This window comes from Streptomyces sp. NBC_01716 (genome assembly GCF_036248275.1).
Taxonomy (GTDB): domain Bacteria; phylum Actinomycetota; class Actinomycetes; order Streptomycetales; family Streptomycetaceae; genus Streptomyces.
The window spans coordinates 4,435,818-4,453,353 of record NZ_CP109181.1; the positions used below are offsets into that span (position 1 = coordinate 4,435,818).

The following is a 17,536-nucleotide window of genomic DNA, read 5'->3' on the forward strand; positions in this document are numbered from 1 at the left end:
TCCATGTACCACCCCACAGTCGCCCGGCTCACCTACCGGGCCCTGCTCGGCCGGCGCCGGGCCGCCGTCCTCCTCATCCTGCCGGCCCTGCTGGTCCTCATCGCCGTGGCCATAAGGGCCTTCAACGGCGTGGACGACCAGGTCGCCGCGGACGTCCTGGGCGGCTTCGCCCTCGCCACGATGATCCCGCTGATCGGCGTGATCGCGGGAACGGGCGCCATCGGCCCCGAGATCGACGACGGATCGATCGTCTATCTGCTGGCGAAGCCGGTCACGCGGCCGTCGATCATCTTCACGAAGCTGATCGTCGCGATCTCCGTGACCATGGTGTTCTCCGCGGTCCCCACCTTCATCGCCGGAATGATCCTCAACGGCAACGGCCAGCAGATCGCGGTGTCGTACACCATCGCCGCGCTGGTCGCCTCGATCGCCTACAGCGCGCTGTTCCTGCTGCTCGGCACGGTCAGCAGGCACGCGGTCGTCATCGGCCTCGTCTACGCGCTGGTGTGGGAGACGCTGTTCGGCAGCCTGGTCGCGGGCGCGCGGACGCTCAGCGTCCAGCAGTGGTCCCTCGCGGTCGCCGAGAAGACCAGCGGCGAGGGCATGATCGCCTCGGACGTCGGACTGCCGTTGGCCGTCGTGCTGCTGGTGGGCGTGACGGCCGCCGCGACCTGGTACGCGGGGCGGAAGCTGCGCACGCTGACGCTCGCCGGCGAGGAGTGAGCGGAGGGCTTCCCACCGCCGTAGTTGAGTGTGCGCGCCGCCGCGACCCCCTCCCTTCGGGTGGGGGGTTGCCGCGTAACTGTACGTTTATCGGCTCGTTGTTCCGTGTGCGTGGAGGCAACTGGAGTCCGTGACGTCGAGAGTTCGTGAAACTGGGGATTGCCGGTGCCGATTCGAAAGCCGCACCGGTCATTGAGTGAGTAGCCACCGTGAGCCGACCTCCACCCCTGAAGCCCGGGGTGAGGGCCGTCCATCATCGGTTCACGAATGGAAGGCACACACTCATGCCATCGGAAGTCACCCTGCTCGAATCGCGCACCATGCGCGTCGAGCATCTGGGGCGCGTCGAGGCGCTCGACAAGGTGAAGGCCTTGATCATGCTCCCGGACGGTATCCACAACACGACAGACGGAGTCGCGCGCTACTTCGAAGTATCCACAGGCGTCATCAGGCAGTTGACGGCGCGCCACCGCGCCGAGCTGTCCGAGAACGGGATGCAGGTGCTGCGCGGTCCTGACCTGCGTGAATATCAGAGTGACAACATGTCACTCTCATCCGGGAGCGACGGAAGTTATCCACAGAGGCGCTCGGGACTCACGCTCTACACCCGTCGCGCCGCCCTCAACATCGCGATGCTCCTTCGCGACAGCGACATCGCCCGACGCGTCCGCACGTATCTCCTCGACGCCGAAGAAGGCTGGCGTGAGGGGTACGCGTCGCTCGACCGGCGCGTCACCGACGTGGAGTCCTGCCTCGGCGGTGTCGGCGTGGCGCTCCAGGAGCTGGGACCGGTGCTGAACCGGATGTCGTACCGGCTCGACAGTCTGGACCGGCGGCTCGACGCCACCAATCAGGTCGTCGGGGCGATCAGCAACCGGCTCTGCCAGATGTCCGAGGACATCAACCGCGTGGATGCCCGGGTGGACGATGTCGTCCATCAGCTGAAGGATCTGCGCCGCGGCCGTAAGCGCCGCTGACCCGCTCCAGCGGGCTCGCGTCCGTCCGTGGCACATTCGCGGGCGGACGCGGGCAGACGCCGGCAGGCTGTCGACGCGGGCCGTACGCCGACTTCCGGAGCCGGTCACGAATAACTCGGTGGCGCCGGACTCCCGCTCCGGTGCACAGTGGTGGTGGCAGGTACCACTGGACCGGGAGAGGAGCGCGGCGATGACCGGCAGTACGAGTCCGTCGAGTTCCCGACAGGGCAGTCCCGACCCGGCACCGGAGTAACCACTTCCGCTCCGTGCGGCCGACGGTGACCCGCCCGAGGGGGCGGTCGCTTCGAGCGCGCGTCCGCGCGGACCGCCCCCTTCCCCGACGCCCGCGTTCAGCCCTGCTGAAGCAGCTTCTCCAGCACCACCGCGATGCCGTCGTCGTCGTTCGACGCCGTCACCTCGTCCGCCACGGCCTTCAGCGCCTCATGCGCGTTGGCCATCGCCACACCGTGCCGCGCCCACCCGAACATCGGGATGTCGTTGGGCATGTCGCCGAACGCGATCGTGTCGGCCGCCGTCACACCGAGCCGCCGCGCGGCCAGCGAGAGCCCCGTCGCCTTGCTCAGACCCAGCGGCAGGATCTCCACGACCCCAGGACCCGCCATCACCACGGCGACCATGTTCCCGACGGTCTCCTGCGCGACCCCCGCCAACTCGTCGTCGCTCAGCCGCGGATGCTGGATGTAGACCTTGTTGATCGGCGCGGTCCACATCTCGGCGGGATCGTCGAGGAAGACCGCGGGCAGCGGGCCGTCGTGCACCCGGTACCCGGGTCCGATCAGTACGTCACCGTCGAGACCGTCCCGGCTCGCGGCCAGCGCCAGCGGGCCGACCTCCGCCTCGATCTTCGACAGCGCGAGGACCGCCACCTGGCGGTCCAGGGTCACCGACGTCAGCAGTCTGTGCTCGCCGGCGTGGTAAACCTGCGCGCCCTGGCCGCAGACCGCCAATCCGTCGTACCCGAGATCGTCGAGGATGCCCCGCGTCCACGGCACCGCCCGCCCGGTGACGATGATGTGCGCGGCGCCCGCCTCCGTGGCGGCGGCGAGCGCGGCACGCGTCCGCGCGGAGACGTCGTGATCCTCGCGCAGCAGCGTCCCGTCGAGGTCGGTCGCGACGAGCTTGTACGGGAACGCGGAGGCGGAGGCGGAGTCGGAAGAGGCCACCGGGCCGGAGGCGGAGCTCACTTGGCGATCGGTTCCAGCGTCTCGCGCCCGCCCAGATACGGACGCAGCACCTCCGGCACCCACACCGAACCGTCCGCCTGCTGGTGGTTCTCCAGCAGCGCCACGATCGTGCGCGTGACGGCGCAGAGCGTGCCGTTCAGCGTCGCGAGCGGCTTCACCTGCTGCTTGCCGTCCTGCGCGGCCCGCATCCGTACGGAGAGCCGACGGGCCTGGAAACCGTCGCAGTTGGACGCCGACGTCAGCTCGCGGTACTTGCCCTGCGTCGGGATCCACGCCTCGCAGTCGAACTTGCGCGAGGCCGAGGCACCCAGGTCACCCGTCGCCACGTCGATCACCTGGAAGGGCAGCCCGAGGCCGCTGAGCCACTGCTTCTCCCACTCCAGCAGCCGCGCGTGCTCGGACTCGGCGTCCGCCGGGTCGACGTACGAGAACATCTCGACCTTGTCGAACTGGTGCACCCGGAAGATCCCCCGGGTGTCCTTGCCGTACGTCCCCGCCTCGCGGCGGAAGCACGGCGAGAAGCCCGCGTACCGCAGGGGCAGCTTGTCGGCGTCGATGATCTCGTCCATGTGGTACGCGGCGAGGGGCACCTCCGACGTACCGACCAGGTAGAAGTCGTCCTTCTCCAGGTGGTACACGTTCTCCGCCGCCTGGCCGAGGAAGCCCGTGCCCTCCATCGCGCGCGGGCGGACCAGCGCGGGGGTCATCATCGGGATGAAGCCGGCCTCGGTTGCCTGCGCGATCGCCGCGTTCACCAGGGCGAGTTCGAGCAGGGCTCCGACGCCCGTCAGGTAGTAGAAGCGCGAGCCGGAGACCTTCGCGCCGCGCTCCATGTCGATGGCGCCGAGCGCCTCGCCGAGCTCCAGGTGGTCCTTGGGCTCGAAGCCCTCGGCGGCGAAGTCGCGCGGGGTGCCGATCGTCTCCAGGACGACGAAGTCCTCCTCGCCGCCCACGGGCACGTCCGGGTGCACGATGTTGCCCAGCTGGAGGAGCAGCCGCCTGGCCTCCTCGTCGGCCTCGTGCTGCACGGCGTCGGCCGACTTCACGGCTGCGGCCAGCTCACGCGTACGCGCCAGCAGCTCGGTCTTCTCCTCGCCGGCGGCCTTGGACACGAGTTTGCCGAGGCTCTTCTGCTCGGAACGCAGCTCGTCGAAGCGGACGCCGGAGGCCCTGCGCCGCTCGTCGGCGGAGAGCAGGGCGTCGACGACGCCCACGTCCTCTCCACGGGCGCGCTGCGACGCGCGGACACGGTCGGGGTCGTCTCGGAGCAGGCGAAGGTCAATCACCCCACCAGGCTACCGGTGCGCGGTTCCGCCACCTCACCTCCTTTTTCAACGCGTGGCATTTTGTCCGGATTGCCGCAATTGGGGACAGTGAGGAAAGGGTGAAAAGGAGGGGTCGCTTACGTCAATAACGGGTTGCCAATTCCCCGGAAAGAGGCACCGGTCCGTGTGTCGTTGACCCATTTCCCTTGTGGTGAGCGGCACTTGGGGCGACGTTGTCCACAGAGGGTGCCTGCTCGGAAAGTTATCCACAGGCTGTGTGGGGAATCTGTGGATCGCGAGCGATTTCGCGGTGAAAGCCCAAGAGGGGCCAAGGGGATTCTTCTCCCCAACCCGCCTCACGCGCTCATTCGGGTGGGACTTGGTCCCTCTGACGAGTTGAACAAGGGAATTGGGGTGACACGGGCCACTCGCGTGCCCTGTGGACGGAAGGATGGTCGCTGAGGAGATTTGTCGACCGAGTCCGCCGAACCTGTCGACTTGTCCCCAGGGTGGACGGTCGGCCTGTGGATAACTCTGGGGACAACCGGGGCCGACCGCCGCCCCCACCGCCCCCGGCGGCTCAGATCCGGCCGTCCTGGCTCCGCGCCAGCCAGTCGGCGGCGTCCATGAACTCCGCGTCCGACGTCCCCGCCCGCAGCCGCCCCACGTCCTCCGGAGCCACGCCCGCCCTCGGGTACGACCCGAGGAAGCGCACCTTCGGGCTGATCCGCTTCAGCCCCATCAGCGCCTCGCCCACACGCCGGTCCGCGATATGACCCTCGGCGTCCACGGCGAAGCAGTAGTTACCGATGCCCGCACCCGTCGGACGCGACTGGATGAGCATCAGGTTGACCCCCCGTACGGCGAACTCCTGGAGCAGCTCCAGCAGCGCGCCCGGGTGGTCGTCCCCGAGCCAGACCACGACCGACGTCTTGTCCGCGCCGGTCGGCGCCGACGGCCGCGCGGGCCGGCCCACCAGGACGAAGCGCGTCTCCGCGTTCTCCGCGTCGTGGATCTCGGTGACCAGGGCTTCGAGCCCATACGTCGCCGCCGCGAACTCGCCCGCGAAGGCCGCGTCGAACCGGCCCTCCTGGACCAGCCGCGCGCCGTCCGCGTTCGACGCGGCCGACTCCCACAGCGCGTTCGGCAGATTGGCCCGCAGCCAGTTGCGCACCTGCGGCTGCGCCACCGGATGACCGGTCACCGTCTTGATGTCGGACAGCGACGTCCCCGGCCTGACGAGGAGCGCGAAGGCGATGGGCAGCACCACCTCGCGGTAGATCATCAGCGGCTCGCCCGACGCGAGTTCGTCGAGGGTCGCTGTGACGCCGCCCTCCACCGAGTTCTCGATCGGTACGAGGGCTGCCGCGGCGTCCCCGTGCCGTACGGCGTCGAGGGCCGCGGGCACCGACACCATCGGGATCAGTTCCCGGGTGGCGGATTCCGGAAGGGTGCGGAGGGCGGCTTCGGTGAAGGTGCCCTCGGGGCCGAGGTACGTATAGCGCGTGGCCGACATGTGGTCACTTTAGTCCGGCCGGCGGACAGCGCAGGACCGGACCGGGGACCGGCATCGGGACCCGCATCGTGGGCCGGCTCCGCCCCGCCTCAGGACTCCAGCAGACGCTGGCCCACGTACTCGCCCTCGCGCGGTCCGCCCGGCACCGCGTACAGCCCGCTCGACTCGTGCCGTACGAACGCCGACAGCGCGTCCCCCCGGTCGAGCTTGCGCTGCACCGGCACGAAGCCCCTCAGCGGATCGGCCTGCCAGCAGACGAAGAGCAGGCCCGCGTCCGGGGCGCCGTCAGCGGCGATCCCGTCGTGGAAGGAGAACGGGCGGCGCAGCATCGCGGCCCCGCCGTTCTGCTCCGGCGCCGAGATCCGGGCGTGCGCGTTCTCCGGGATGACGAGCCTGCCGTCCGGGCCGGTCCTGTCGAGGTCGAGCGCGGTCGTCTCCGTACCTCCGGTGAGCGGGGCGCCGTCGGACTTGCGGCGGCCGATGACGAGCTCCTGGCGGTCGGCCGGCAGGGCCTCCCAGTCGTCGAGCAGCATGCGGATCCGGCGTACGACGGCGTACGAGCCGCCCGCCATCCAGTCGGGTGTCCCGGCCGGCGGCTTCGCGGGGACGAAGATCCGCCGGTCGAAGTCGGGTTCCGAGGGCTTGGGGTTGTTCGTGCCGTCGACCTGGCCCATCAGATTGCGTGCCGTCATCGGGCGGGCGGTGGCACCGGGCGAACGGTTGAAGCCGTTCATCTGCCACCGCACCTTCGCCGCGTCGCCCGCCTCCTTGAGAAGGGCGCGCAGCGCGTGGAAGGCGACGAGCGCGTCGTCCGAACCGATCTGCACCCACAGATCGCCCTCACTGCGGCGTGCGTCGAGGTGGTCCGAGGAGAAGGCCGGCAGCGGGTCCAGCGCGGAGGGGCGCCGCGCGGCCAGTTTCGTGCGGTCGAAGAAGGTCCGGCCGAAGCCGAAGGTGACCGTCAGCGCGGAGGGTCCCGCGTCCAGGGCGACCCCGGTGTCGCGTTCGCCGGCCGGTTCGCCCGCCATGAGCCGCCGCGCGGTCTCCGACCAGCGGCGCAGCAGCGCGGCGGCCTCCTTGCGGCCGGCGCCCGGTGCGAGGTCGAGGGCGACCAGATGGCCGCGGGCCTGCGTCGGGGTGGTGATACCGGCCTGATGGGCGCCGTGGAAGGCGACGGCGGCCGAGCCGACCGTGGCGAGCGCGGTCGGCTCGTCGGGGCGCGTGGCGGCGTACGTGGCGCTCCCGCCGGCCGCTCCGGCGACGAGGCCCGCCGCGCCGGCCGCACCGGCCGTACCGATCAGCCGCCGCCGGGAGATCGCGCGGGTGGAATCAGCTCCGGCGCCGGCGGTGCCGCCGCCGGCATCGGTGCCGCTGGTCGTTGTACGGGTGTCGCTCACGGTCAACCGATCTTCACGTTCTTCTCGATGGTGGTCTGGTCGATGTCCGAGGTCCGCACGGTCACCTGGAAATGCCATTCGCCCGGCATCGGGATCTGTACGGTGCCTGAGCTCCAGTGTCCCGGTGCCAGAAGTTCAGGGACGACGGGGAGGGGGCCGATCTGTTCGGACTTGAGGGTGTACGCGACCTTCACCTCGGGCACGTCCATCGGCTTGCCGTCCGGGCCGTCGACCCAGACGTGCATGACGTTGCCGCCGGGGCTCGCGGGGTCGACGGTGAGCCGCACCGTGCCCTTGCCCTTCGCGCCTCCGGTGTCGAACGGCGCGGTGAACTCCACGGGACCGGCGGGCGCGGCAGGCGCGGCGGCGGCCGTGCCCGAGCGGCCGACCTCCTTCTCCTGTGTACGTCCGGGCTCGGTGCCCGTCAGCGCGGTCGTGACGGCGAGCACCACAAGGGCGACGCACGCCTCCGTAAGGACGGAGCGGCGCAGCCCGGAGCGCTCGGTGTCGGCGTCGCGGACGCGCTTCTTACGGGCGGTGGCCAACGCGGTCCGCTGACGGGCGAGTTGAGCGGCGCGCCCGGGATCCGACCCGCCCTCGGCCCCACCCTCCGCTTCAGCTTCCGCTTCTTCGCCGGCCTCGGTCTCAGCTTCGGTCTCGGTCTCGGTTTCGCTCTTCGCGTGCTCGCCCAGCAACCCGGTCCAGCGCCGCGAGAACCAGGCGGCACCGAGCAGTACGGCGATCAGCGCGACCTTGGCCAGCAGGAGCTGCCCGTACGACGTACCGGTCAGCGCCGACCACGAGCCGACCTGTCGCCACGCCTGGTAGAGCCCGGTCGCGGCCAGGACGACCACGCTGCCGAAGGCGATCCGCGAGAAGCGCCGCACGGCGGCGCGTTCGATGTCCGGTGTCCGGTAGAGGGCGACCAGCAGTGACACGAGGCCGCCGAGCCAGGCGGCCACGGCCAGCAGATGCAGTACGTCGAGCGGCATGGCGAGACCGGTCTGGATCCCGGTCGACGCGTGCTCGGACAGCGCCCAGGTCCCGGCGATGCCCGCGGCGACGACCGTCCCGCCCAGGCCCAGCCCGAAGGTGAGGTCGGCCTTCGCCTTCCCCGCGTCGGACACCGCGTCGGACCCGGCCCCCGCCCCCTCCCCGGACTCCGCTTCCGATTCCGCTTCCGCTACACGCTTCGCGTACGCGCCGAACAGCACCGCGATGAAGAGCGCCGCCGCGCCGAGCAGCAGCAGCCGCGAGACGAGCGCCGCCCCCGTCTTGGTGTCCAGTACGTCCGTCAGCCCGCCCAGGTCGAACGCGTCGCCGAGCTTCCCGGACCCGGTGTACGGCGTCCTCAGTAGGAGGAGGACGAGTGTCGCCGCGGTCAGGGTGACCCAGCCGCCGACGACGAGGCGTTGCAACGGCCGTACGGACGAGCCGCGTTGCCAGCACGCGAGGACGAACGCCGCACCGCCGACGAGCAGCACGAACCCGGCGTACGAGATGTAGCGCACCGTGTCGTACAGGAAGCCGACCAGTCCGCCCCCGGCCTCCTGGTCGGGCACGGTGGCCGTGGTCTTCGACGGCGCTCCCACGGAGAAGGTGAACGCCCCCGACACCGGATGGCTGTCGGCGGAGACCGCCTGCCACGCGACGGTGTACGTGCCGTTCGGCAGTCCGGGCTTGAGGTCCACCGCGTAGCGGACGGTCCCGCCCTCGCTCAGATCACGCATCTTCGCGACGTCGACGCGCTTGCTGGTGGGGTCGAGGACCCGGATGGATTCGTCGCCCATGGCGATCTGTTCGGAGAAGGTGAGCGCGACCTCCTTGGGAGCGACATCGACCACCGCCCCGTCCTTCGGATCGCTGCCCGTCAGCGCCGCGTGCGCCGACGCCGTACCGGAGAGCGCGCCGAAGAGGCCGACGATCAGTACGGCGGTGATGAGCAGCAGCCGTATGGGCCGTGTTCCGAAGCGGGGGGCGGTGGCCGTCATGGTGAGTCAGTCCCTCAGTGCCGCGTGGGGTTGTAGGTGGTCTCCTTGACGGGAAGGTCGACCTTGATCGGGCCGGTCTTCTCGAAGTGCAGCTCCACCGAGATCCGTTGGCCTTCTTCCAGCTTCTTCTTCAGGCCCATGAACATCAGATGGTTGCCGCCGCGCGCCAGATTCAGCTCGCCGCCGGCCGGGATGCCGAAGGACTTCACCTGCCGCATCTTCTGGTCCTTCGTCTCGTGGATCGTGACGTCGTCCGAGATGTCGCTGGTGACGGAGGTGAGCTTGTCCGCCGCGCCACCGCTGTTGGCGACCGTGAGGAAGCCGGACGCCATGTCGCTGACGGGCCGGGGCATGAACGCCCCGGTGACCTTCAACTGAGGCTCGTCCTCGGACGCGTCCGCCGACGAGCACCCGGCGAGCGAGGCCACCGACGCCAGTGACACCGCGGACACCAGCACCGCCCCGGCGACCGGGCGACGAATCACCCCTCGGCGTACGGGACGGCCGCCGCGCCCCCTCACGGGGTCTCGCCCTTGATGAGTTTCGGCAGGTCTTCCGTGTAGTCGTCGGCCGTCGTGTCCTCGCCGTACAGGACGTAACCGCCGTCCGTCTTCGGCGAGAACGCGATCACCTGCGCCCCGTGCATGGAGACGACGGAGCCGTCCTTCTCCTTGGTGGCCGGCTCGATCCCGATGCCGACCTGGCGCGCGCCGGCCTGGATGGTCGGGAAGTCGCCGGTGAGGCCGACGAACGACGGGTCGCCCGCGCTCGGCAGCCACTTGGCGAGTTCGGCGGAGGTGTCCCGCTCGGGGTCGGTGGTGACGAACACGACCTGGAGCTTGTCCTGGTCGGCCTTCGGGAGCGCCTTCCTGGCGATGGCGATGTTGCTCATCGTCAGCGGGCAGACGTCGGGGCAGTGCGTGTAGCCGAAGTAGATCAGCGTCGGCTTGCCCTTGGTCTCCTCGCGGAAGTCGTACGTCTTGCCCTCGGTGTCCTTCAGGACGAGGTTCGGCTTCTCGAAAGGCTTGTCGAGAACGGTCGCCGCCTTTGTCTTCGGCTGGGCGGAGACGTCCGCCACCGGCTTCGACGCGGCGTCGTCGCCGCCGCTTCCGCAGGCGGACAGGGTGAGTGCCGCGACCGCCGCGAGTGCGGCGGCGGTGAGCAAGGTCTTCTTGCGCATGGAGGTAGTTCCCATTGGTGGAGTACGGGTCGCCCGCTGATCAGCTGGCGGGGGTGCCGGTGGACGGGTTACGGCGGCGTCCGCCCAGGACGCCGTAGGCGACACCGGCAACGCCGATGACGATGCCGGCGATACCGAGGCCCCGGGCCATGCCGTCGCTGCTGTCGGAGGAGGCGGCGCTCTCGGTGTCCGCGCCCCCGCTCTCGTCCGACGCCTTGTCGGCTCCGGCCTTGGCGGCGTCGCTCGCCTTGGCGCCCGCCGCGGCGCCGTGGCCGTCCTCGGATGCGGCGGTCAGGGTCAGCACCGGCGCCGGGCTCTCGGGCTCGGCGCCCTCGGTCGGGGCGTCGATCCAGCGCACGACCTCGTCGTTGTCATACGTCTGGAGGGTCTTGAAGACCAGCTGGTCGGCGTCCTCGGGCAACTGGCCGACGGAGAGCGGGAACTGCTGGAAGTAGCCGGGCGCGACCCCGCCGCCGGCCGCGGCGGTCCAGGTGACCTTCGACACTGCTTCGGTGATCTGCTTGCCGTGCATCTCGATGGGCTCGGCGAGCTTGCTCTTGGTGACGGCGATCTTCCAGCCGGGCACGGCCTGTGGTGACACCGAGGCCAGCGGGTGCTCGGTCGGGAAGTTCACTTCGAGCTTGACGGTCGATGCGTCGTCGCGCTCGTTCGGCACCTTGAAGTTGACCGTCGCGTAACCGCCCTTGGCGGCTTCGCCGACCGGCTGCACACCGACGTGCGCGAGGGCGGGGCCGGCGAGCAGCACGACGGCGGTCGCGGCGACGCCGCCGACGACCACCACGCGGCGCGCGGCGCGGGTACGGCCGGTGGTGGACGGCCGCGGGACGGCGTGACGAGACGTGTTCGTACGAGAGGCGTTCATGACAGGAGACACTCCACGGTGTGGGGGAGACGTTGGGCCGCGCGCGGATACGCGACGGCATCGCGACGTCACCGCCCTACGTACTCCGTACGGAAGGTGCCGTCGCGTCAGGCGGCGAGAGCGAGTCCGGCCGGCGGGCCGCGCCTGATCACCGAGTGCTGGAGTGCCTCCCCCGCGTACGGCGGCGGAGTGTCGTGGCGCGGGCCCGGCCGGGCGGCCGGCCCGGGGGCGGGCGTGAGCGGGAGTCCGGCGCTCAGGGCCCGTACGAGGCCGAGGGCGGCCCGCAGCGCCCGCAGCCGCGCCTTGTCCGCGACGACTTCACCGAAGCCGTCGCCGAGGCCCTGGGAGGAGAGCGCGGCGAGCCGGGCGAGCGCGAGGTCGCCGCGGCGCATGAGCCAGCCGGTCGCGAGGGCCGCCAGCAGATGCGCGAGGAACATGGGCAGGGTCGGCAGCTCGGGCAGCAGCCCGCCGGCGCCGCCGGTCCCACCGGCCGCCGCGTGCACGGCTGTTCCGGCGGAAGCGCCGTGCAGGTGACCGCCCTGCGCGAGTCCGCCGCCGACCGTGGCGGGGTCGATCCCGGCGTCGGTCACGATGCGGCGCGCGTCCCCGGCGCTGAGCGAGGCCGGGCCGGCGCCGCAGATCAGCTTGGCCGCGACACGGATCAGTACGTCGTCGGCGCCGCCGCGCATCGTGAGGTGGTGCTGGCTCATCCCGAACAGGGCGTGCAGCGCGAGCTGTCCACCCGTCAGCGCGAGCGCGATGGCGGGCAGCGAACGCACGCGTCCGGCGAGCGGCGCGGCGACGGCGAACACCCCGGCGAAACCGACGAGGAGCGTCCACCAGGGGACCGCCTGACAGGCCGCGAGTACATGTCCTGTCCCGGACAGCACGACACAGACCGCGGTGAACACCGCGGCCCTCAGGAGCCGCAGACCGGCTCCGGTGTGTGCTGCACGATCCGGCATGGCCGGGTCATCATCGCACTGCGGCCGGCGGCTTCGTACGGCAGGTCCGGAAGATCAGGTTCTGTCCCCTACAACGGCGGGCACCTCATGCGCGTCCGCCGAATGAGTTGTTTCACGCGGACGGTGTGCTTACGAGTCCCCTACAGGGGCAATACGTATCGGTATGTCGAGCTGTGGCCAGGAGGCTGGAGCATGAGCATCTGGTGGTCCCTCCATTTGCGGCGCGAAGCCGCGAGCGTCCCGCTCGCACGCCGTCTCCTGATCGGCACGATGGAGACCGCGGGCGTCGACCCCGACATTTCCTTCGATCTGTCCGTCGCACTGACGGAAGCATGCGCGAACGCCGTCGAGCACGGCGGTGACGACCTGCCCGGTGACCCGTCCCAGCCCTCGGCGGCCTACCGGGTGACCGCCTATCTGGACGGCGAGAAGTGCCGTATCGAGGTGTCCGACTCCGGCCCCGGATTCCCCGCCCGCCGAGCCGTGCCCCGGACCGCGGCCCTGGCCGCCTTCACCGCCGAGAACGGCCGTGGGCTCTCCCTGATCGAGCAGCTGGCCGACCACGTCCACTTCCGTAACCGGCCGGGGCGCGGAGCGGTCATCAGCTTCGACAAGATCCTGAAGTGGCGCGAGGAGACCCCGCTGGTGGCCCTCGGCGGCACGACCGCCGGAGTCTGAGCAGGCCCCTTCCGCCTCATGGACGCGCCGGCCCGGCCGCGCGCGAGGCGCGGCCGGGCCGGCGACCGGTGACTGTCCGGCGGCTCCGGCGAGTGTCCGGAGCCGGGATGATCCCGGGTCAGCCCTGCTTGACGGCCGCCATCCAGGTCTCCACGTCGGCGGACGTACGCGGCAGCCCGCCCGACAGATTCCGGTTGCCGTCCTCCGTGACCAGGATGTCGTCCTCGATCCGGACCCCGATGCCCCGGTACTCCTCCGGCACCGTGAGGTCGTCCGCCTGGAAGTACAGCCCCGGCTCGACCGTGAGGCACATTCCGGGCTCCAGCGTGCCGTCCACGTACGCCTCCGTCCGCGCCGCCGCGCAGTCGTGGACGTCCAGGCCGAGCATGTGACCCGTGCCGTGCAGCGTCCAGCGGCGCTGGAGGCCCAGCTCCAGCACCCGCTCGACCGGGCCTTCGAGCAGGCCCCACTCGACGAGCCTCTCGGCGAGCACCCGCTGCGAGGCGTCGTGGAAGTCCCGGTACTTCGCGCCCGGCTTCACCGCGGCGATACCGGCCTCCTGCGACTCGTACACCGCGTCGTAGATCTTGCGCTGCAGCTCGTCGAACCGGCCGTTGATCGGCAGTGTGCGCGTGACGTCCGCCGTGTAAAGGGTGTGGGTCTCCACGCCCGCGTCGAGCAGGAGCAGATCGCCGGGGCGTACGTCCCCGTCGTTGCGCACCCAGTGCAGGGTGGTGGCGTGCGGTCCGGCCGCGCAGATCGAGCCGTAGCCGATGTCGTTGCCCTCCACCCGGGCCCGCAGAAAGAACGTTCCCTCGATGTAGCGCTCGCTGGTCGCCTCGGCCTTGTCGAGGGTCCGTACGACGTCCTCGAAACCGCGGACGGTCGAGTCGACGGCCTTCTGGAGCTCGCCGATCTCGAAGTCGTCCTTCACCGCGCGCGCCTCGGACAGAAAGACGCGCAGCTCGCTGTCCCGCTCCGCGGTGACCTTGTCCTCCAGCGCGCCCTCGATGGATGCGTCGTGCCCGCGGACGACCCGCACCGGGCCCGTGGCCTCGCGCAGCGCCTCGGCCAGCTCGCGGACGTCCTTCGCGGGCAGGCCGAGCAGCTGCTCCGCCTCGGCGAGCGAGTGCCTGCGGCCGACCCACAGCTCGCCGTAGCGGCCGTCGAGCCAGAACTCGCCGTTGCCCCGGTCGGAGCGGGGGACGAGATAGATCGTCGCCCGGTGGCCGTCGCCGGCGGGCTCCGGCTCCAGCACGAGGACGCCGTCCTCGGTCTGGTCACCGGTGAGATACGCGTACTCGGTGGAGGGACGGAAGCTGTACTCCACGTCGTTCGACCGGGTCTTCAGGCCGCCCGCGGGGATCACCAGGCGGTCGCCCGGGAATCGCGCGGACAGGGCGGCACGGCGGGCAGCCGCGTACGGCGCCTGCGCGACGGGCTCCAGGTCGCGGAGCTCGGTGTCGGCCCAGCCCGACTTCATGTTCTCGGCCAGCTCGTCGGACACGCTCACATACAGGCCGTTCTTGCGCTGCTTCACGGGCTTGCCGGCCGACGCCTCGTCGGCGTCGTCGAGCACTGTGTCCTGATCTCCCAGCGATTCCGGGGTCTCCGGCGTTGTCGGGATGAGCTCCTCGGCCACGGTCTGCCTCCTCTGTACGACATTGGACCTTTCGGGTCCCGGCACCATCGTATGTCTGTACGGGCGGCTGGCCAGGGGGCCTGTGGACAACTCGTCAGGCGGGTGGACCACAGGGGGTGTGCCGTTCGGAGCAGGCCGGAGAGGGATCCTCCGGTTCTGCTCGGGTTCAGTCGAAGCGGACCGCGAGCATCACGATGTCCTCCGCGCTCCCGCGCGCGTCCGGGCCGCGTGCTTCCGGGCCCCGCGCGTCCGCCCCGCCGGGGAGCACCAGCCGCAGCACGTGGTCGGCGATCGCCCCCGGATCGTCCCGCAGGCTCCTCGGCACGCTCGCGGCCGCCGCGTGCAGCCGGGCGAAGGCCCGGTCCATCGGGTCGCCGGTACGGCGCAGGAGGCCGTCCGTGTAGAGCAGCACCGTTTCCCCCGGCGCGGGTGAGAGACCCACGCTCGGCGCCTCCCAGCAGGACAGCATTCCCAGCGGCGCCGACAGGGTCGTCTCGACGAACTCCGTACGCCGCTCGCCCACGATCAGCGGCGGCGCGTGCCCGGCCCCGGCGAGCACGATCCTGCGCAGCGCGGGTTCGGCGTAGGCGAAGAGCGCGGTGGCGGTGCGCGCGGGCTCGGTCAGCCGCAGCAGCAGTTCGAGGTCGGACAGTACGGCGACGGGATCCTCGCCCTCCATCACCGCGTACGCCCGCAGGGAGGCGCGCAGCCGTCCCATCGCGGCCAGGGCGCTCGGCCCCGATCCGCTCACCGAGCCGACGGCCAGCCCCAGTGCGCCGTCGGGCAGCGGCAGCGCGTCGTACCAGTCGCCGCCGCCGTCCCCGCCCGCGCGGTGGCGTACGGCGAGCCGTACCCCGGGAACGCGGGGGAGCCGGCCCGGCAGCAGCTCGTCGGCGATCGTCGCCTCACGCGCGCGGGAGGACTCCAGCTCCAGGAGGCGCGCCAGATGCTCGGCGGCGTACCGGGCGTAGAGACCCACCAGATGGCGCTGCCTTTCGACCGGTTCGGCGGGTTCGTCGTAAAACCAGACCGCGGCGCCGATCCGGCCCGCCGTCTCGGCGGCGAGAGAGACCGCGTACGTGGCGCTGTAGCCGAGCCGGACGGCCACGTCACGGTGGCGCGGGTCGAGACCCGGGTCGCCGAGGACGTCTCCTACGGACTCGGCCGCGGTCGCGGGCGCGGTGGTCTCGTCGAGCAGCCTTCCGTAGGAGGTCGCGGCGCGCGGCACCGTCTCCAGCTGTCCGAGGTCTCCATGGCTGAAACCGAGTCCTACGGTCGTACGGGGGAGGTGCTCGTCCGCGCGGGACGCAGGGGCGAGGACGACCAGGCCGCGCGAGGAGCCCACGAGGGCGGCGCCCGCCCGTACGACCTCGTTGAGCGCCGCGTCCACCGAACCGGTCCTGGTCAGGCGTTCGGTGAGTTCGTGGAGGGTGGTCAGATCGGAGACCCAGCCGGCGAGCCGGTCCTGGATCATCACCACCGGCGCGCCGGTGGGCTCGTCGAGGGGCGCGACATTGTGCGCTGGAGCCGGAACTGCTGAATCGATTCCAGCCACTTTCGGCATGTGCGGAGCGCTCATGGCAACCGGCTTTCTGACTGGTGCGTTTCGCGCAATAGCATCGCAAACCACCAGGTGATTCTGCGCCACTATCAGTGCATCCACATGTACACGCACAACTGAGGCGATGTCCAGCATTGTCCTGGCGGAACAACTGGTGTCTGTGCGACGGTTAACTTGGCGAGAAAATGACCCCAGCGCAGTATTCTGCGATCGACTGAGGGAACTCGACAGGGGCCTCCCCGGTGAAGCGCAGGCGACATCGAGGAGGAGCGTCATTCCGCACGTGACGGGTACGTGAACGGTGACGGACAGGGGCAGTTGGGACGGCCTCGGAACCTGACGGACGGCTCCGGCGTCTTAACCGCCGTAGCCCGCGCGCCATCCCGGAGTGGCAGGACTGTCACAGCACGACGGCAGACCATTGAGTGCGCCACCCATCGCCACGCGTTAACGAAGACAGACTGCGTTCGGCCCAGGAGCGGTGAGCCCTGCCGCAGGTTGGCGAAGTCCGACTGTGCCCCGTCCAAAGGGGCGGCGGAGCGTCGACGACATGCGTCGACTGTACGCACAGCGATACGCACAGTGAAGCCATGCACACAGATTTTCCGGTGTGGCATGGGGACCTCGGCGTTCAACGGAAAGGAACGAGCGCTCATGCGCGAGATCCTCGGAAGGCGACGCAGGCTCCTGTTCAGGCGCAAGGGGATGCCTGCCCCACTCGAAGCGGCGCTGACCTGCGCCACGGCGTGGCAGTGGCCCGTACTTCCCGGAGCCGGCCTCAAGACGTCCGGCGGCCGGGGTGATCGCGGCCGTGGCTGCGCCTGCCCGGATCCCGAGTGCGCCGTACCCGGCGCGCACCCCTTCGACCCAGGCCTGCTGGCCGCCACGACCGACGAACGCATGGTGCGCTGGTGGTGGGCCAACCGGCCCACGGCCCCGATCGTGCTCGCCACCGGGGGCACCGCGCCCTGCGCGGTGAGTCTGCCCGCGGCCGCGGCGGAACGTGCGCTGGTGGCACTGGAGGAGATGGGGATGCGCCTCGGCCCGGTCGTGGCGACCCCCACGCGCTGGTCGCTGCTGGTGGCCCCGTACACCCTGGAACGGCTCGGTGAGCTGCTCTTCGCCAAGGACTGGGTGCCCAGTTCGCTCCGCTTCCACGGCGAGGGCGGCTATCTGGTGCTCCCGCCGTCCGAGGCGGTCGGCGGTCAGGTCCGCTGGGAGCGGGCGCCACTGCCCGGCTCGGCGTCGCCGTGGCTGCCGGACGTGGAGGCGGTCGTGGACGCACTGGTCGAGGCGAGCACGAGCGCGCCGGACGGCGGCAGCAGGCTCGCGTACTGAACACGGGGGCGCCGGGATGCCTACGCACCCCGGCGCTCACGTCGCGTGACGGGATCGGCGCCCAGACCGGCGTTCCGGACGGGAACGGGGGTACCCGGGGCCGTACGCACCACCGAAATGCGTCAGGTGATGAATTTGCGTTCCGCGCTCGGCCTGATGGGGCCCGAGGGGCGCACCGTGCGGTCCCACCGCGTGGCCGAAGACGGCGACGAGCC

The 17,536-nt window shown here is 70.8% G+C and carries 15 protein-coding genes; 4 read left to right on the plus strand and 11 right to left on the minus strand.

Features of this window, described 5'->3' with window-relative positions; all coding sequences use genetic code 11:
* Positions 1-3 precede the first annotated feature (3 nt).
* Together OIE74_RS19300 and OIE74_RS19305 are read left to right on the plus strand one after the other, a co-directional pair.
* Positions 4-723, plus strand: coding sequence for an ABC transporter permease (locus OIE74_RS19300; RefSeq protein ID WP_329385158.1), 720 nt, complete (start codon positions 4-6; stop codon positions 721-723).
* Positions 724-1,007: 284 nt separating this feature from the next.
* On the plus strand, positions 1,008-1,700 hold the full coding sequence (locus OIE74_RS19305) for a hypothetical protein (RefSeq protein WP_329385161.1): 693 nt from the start codon (positions 1,008-1,010) through the stop codon (positions 1,698-1,700).
* Between the two features lie 350 nt (positions 1,701-2,050).
* Here the strand turns inward: OIE74_RS19305 and OIE74_RS19310 are convergent, their stop codons facing one another.
* The 9 genes from OIE74_RS19310 to OIE74_RS19350 form a co-directional block, all read right to left on the minus strand.
* Positions 2,051-2,905, minus strand: a complete 855-nt coding sequence (locus OIE74_RS19310; protein ID WP_329385164.1) for an HAD family hydrolase — start codon at positions 2,903-2,905, stop codon at positions 2,051-2,053.
* Positions 2,902-4,191 carry a serine--tRNA ligase gene (serS, locus tag OIE74_RS19315; protein ID WP_329385168.1) on the minus strand — a complete coding sequence of 430 codons (1,290 nt, stop codon included), beginning with the start codon at positions 4,189-4,191 and terminating at the stop codon, positions 2,902-2,904. The genes OIE74_RS19310 and serS overlap by 4 nt, the downstream gene beginning before the upstream one ends.
* A 559-nt stretch (positions 4,192-4,750) precedes the next feature.
* Positions 4,751-5,686, minus strand: coding sequence for a prephenate dehydratase (pheA, locus tag OIE74_RS19320; protein WP_329385171.1), 936 nt, complete (start codon positions 5,684-5,686; stop codon positions 4,751-4,753).
* Between the two features lie 89 nt (positions 5,687-5,775).
* The gene (gene efeB, locus OIE74_RS19325) at positions 5,776-7,002 is read right to left on the minus strand and encodes an iron uptake transporter deferrochelatase/peroxidase subunit (protein ID WP_443076362.1); all 1,227 of its coding nucleotides are present in this window, start codon (positions 7,000-7,002) and stop codon (positions 5,776-5,778) included.
* An 83-nt stretch (positions 7,003-7,085) separates the two neighbouring features.
* A complete protein-coding gene (locus tag OIE74_RS19330; protein WP_329385176.1) occupies positions 7,086-9,074 on the minus strand; it encodes a copper resistance CopC/CopD family protein in 1,989 nt (662 codons plus the stop codon).
* 14 nt (positions 9,075-9,088) lie between these two features.
* Positions 9,089-9,556 carry a copper chaperone PCu(A)C gene (locus tag OIE74_RS19335; RefSeq protein ID WP_443076363.1) on the minus strand — a complete coding sequence of 156 codons (468 nt, stop codon included), beginning with the start codon at positions 9,554-9,556 and terminating at the stop codon, positions 9,089-9,091.
* A gap of 35 nt (positions 9,557-9,591) precedes the next feature.
* Positions 9,592-10,254 (minus strand): SCO family protein, encoded by a 663-nt coding sequence (locus OIE74_RS19340; RefSeq protein WP_329385178.1) that lies wholly within the window; start codon positions 10,252-10,254, stop codon positions 9,592-9,594.
* Positions 10,255-10,294: 40 nt separating this feature from the next.
* Complete coding sequence (locus tag OIE74_RS19345) at positions 10,295-11,137, minus strand: YcnI family copper-binding membrane protein (RefSeq protein WP_329385179.1); 843 nt, start codon at positions 11,135-11,137, stop codon at positions 10,295-10,297.
* A 107-nt stretch (positions 11,138-11,244) separates the two neighbouring features.
* Positions 11,245-12,102 carry a hypothetical protein gene (locus OIE74_RS19350; protein WP_329385181.1) on the minus strand — a complete coding sequence of 286 codons (858 nt, stop codon included), beginning with the start codon at positions 12,100-12,102 and terminating at the stop codon, positions 11,245-11,247.
* Positions 12,103-12,294: 192 nt separating this feature from the next.
* On the opposite strand from OIE74_RS19350, the gene OIE74_RS19355 reads away from it, so the two are divergent.
* Positions 12,295-12,780 (plus strand): ATP-binding protein, encoded by a 486-nt coding sequence (locus tag OIE74_RS19355; RefSeq protein WP_329385184.1) that lies wholly within the window; start codon positions 12,295-12,297, stop codon positions 12,778-12,780.
* A gap of 118 nt (positions 12,781-12,898) precedes the next feature.
* On the opposite strand, the gene OIE74_RS19360 is transcribed toward OIE74_RS19355, so the two are convergent.
* Together OIE74_RS19360 and OIE74_RS19365 are read right to left on the minus strand one after the other, a co-directional pair.
* Positions 12,899-14,470: an aminopeptidase P family protein gene (locus OIE74_RS19360; RefSeq protein ID WP_443076162.1), complete on the minus strand. Its 1,572-nt coding sequence runs from the start codon at positions 14,468-14,470 to the stop codon at positions 12,899-12,901.
* 118 nt (positions 14,471-14,588) lie between these two features.
* Complete coding sequence (locus OIE74_RS19365; protein ID WP_329385188.1) at positions 14,589-16,118, minus strand: PP2C family protein-serine/threonine phosphatase; 1,530 nt, start codon at positions 16,116-16,118, stop codon at positions 14,589-14,591.
* Positions 16,119-16,637: 519 nt separating this feature from the next.
* On the opposite strand from OIE74_RS19365, the gene OIE74_RS19370 reads away from it, so the two are divergent.
* The gene (locus OIE74_RS19370; protein WP_329385190.1) at positions 16,638-17,321 is read left to right on the plus strand and encodes a bifunctional DNA primase/polymerase; all 684 of its coding nucleotides are present in this window, start codon (positions 16,638-16,640) and stop codon (positions 17,319-17,321) included.
* Positions 17,322-17,536: the final 215 nt, after the last annotated feature.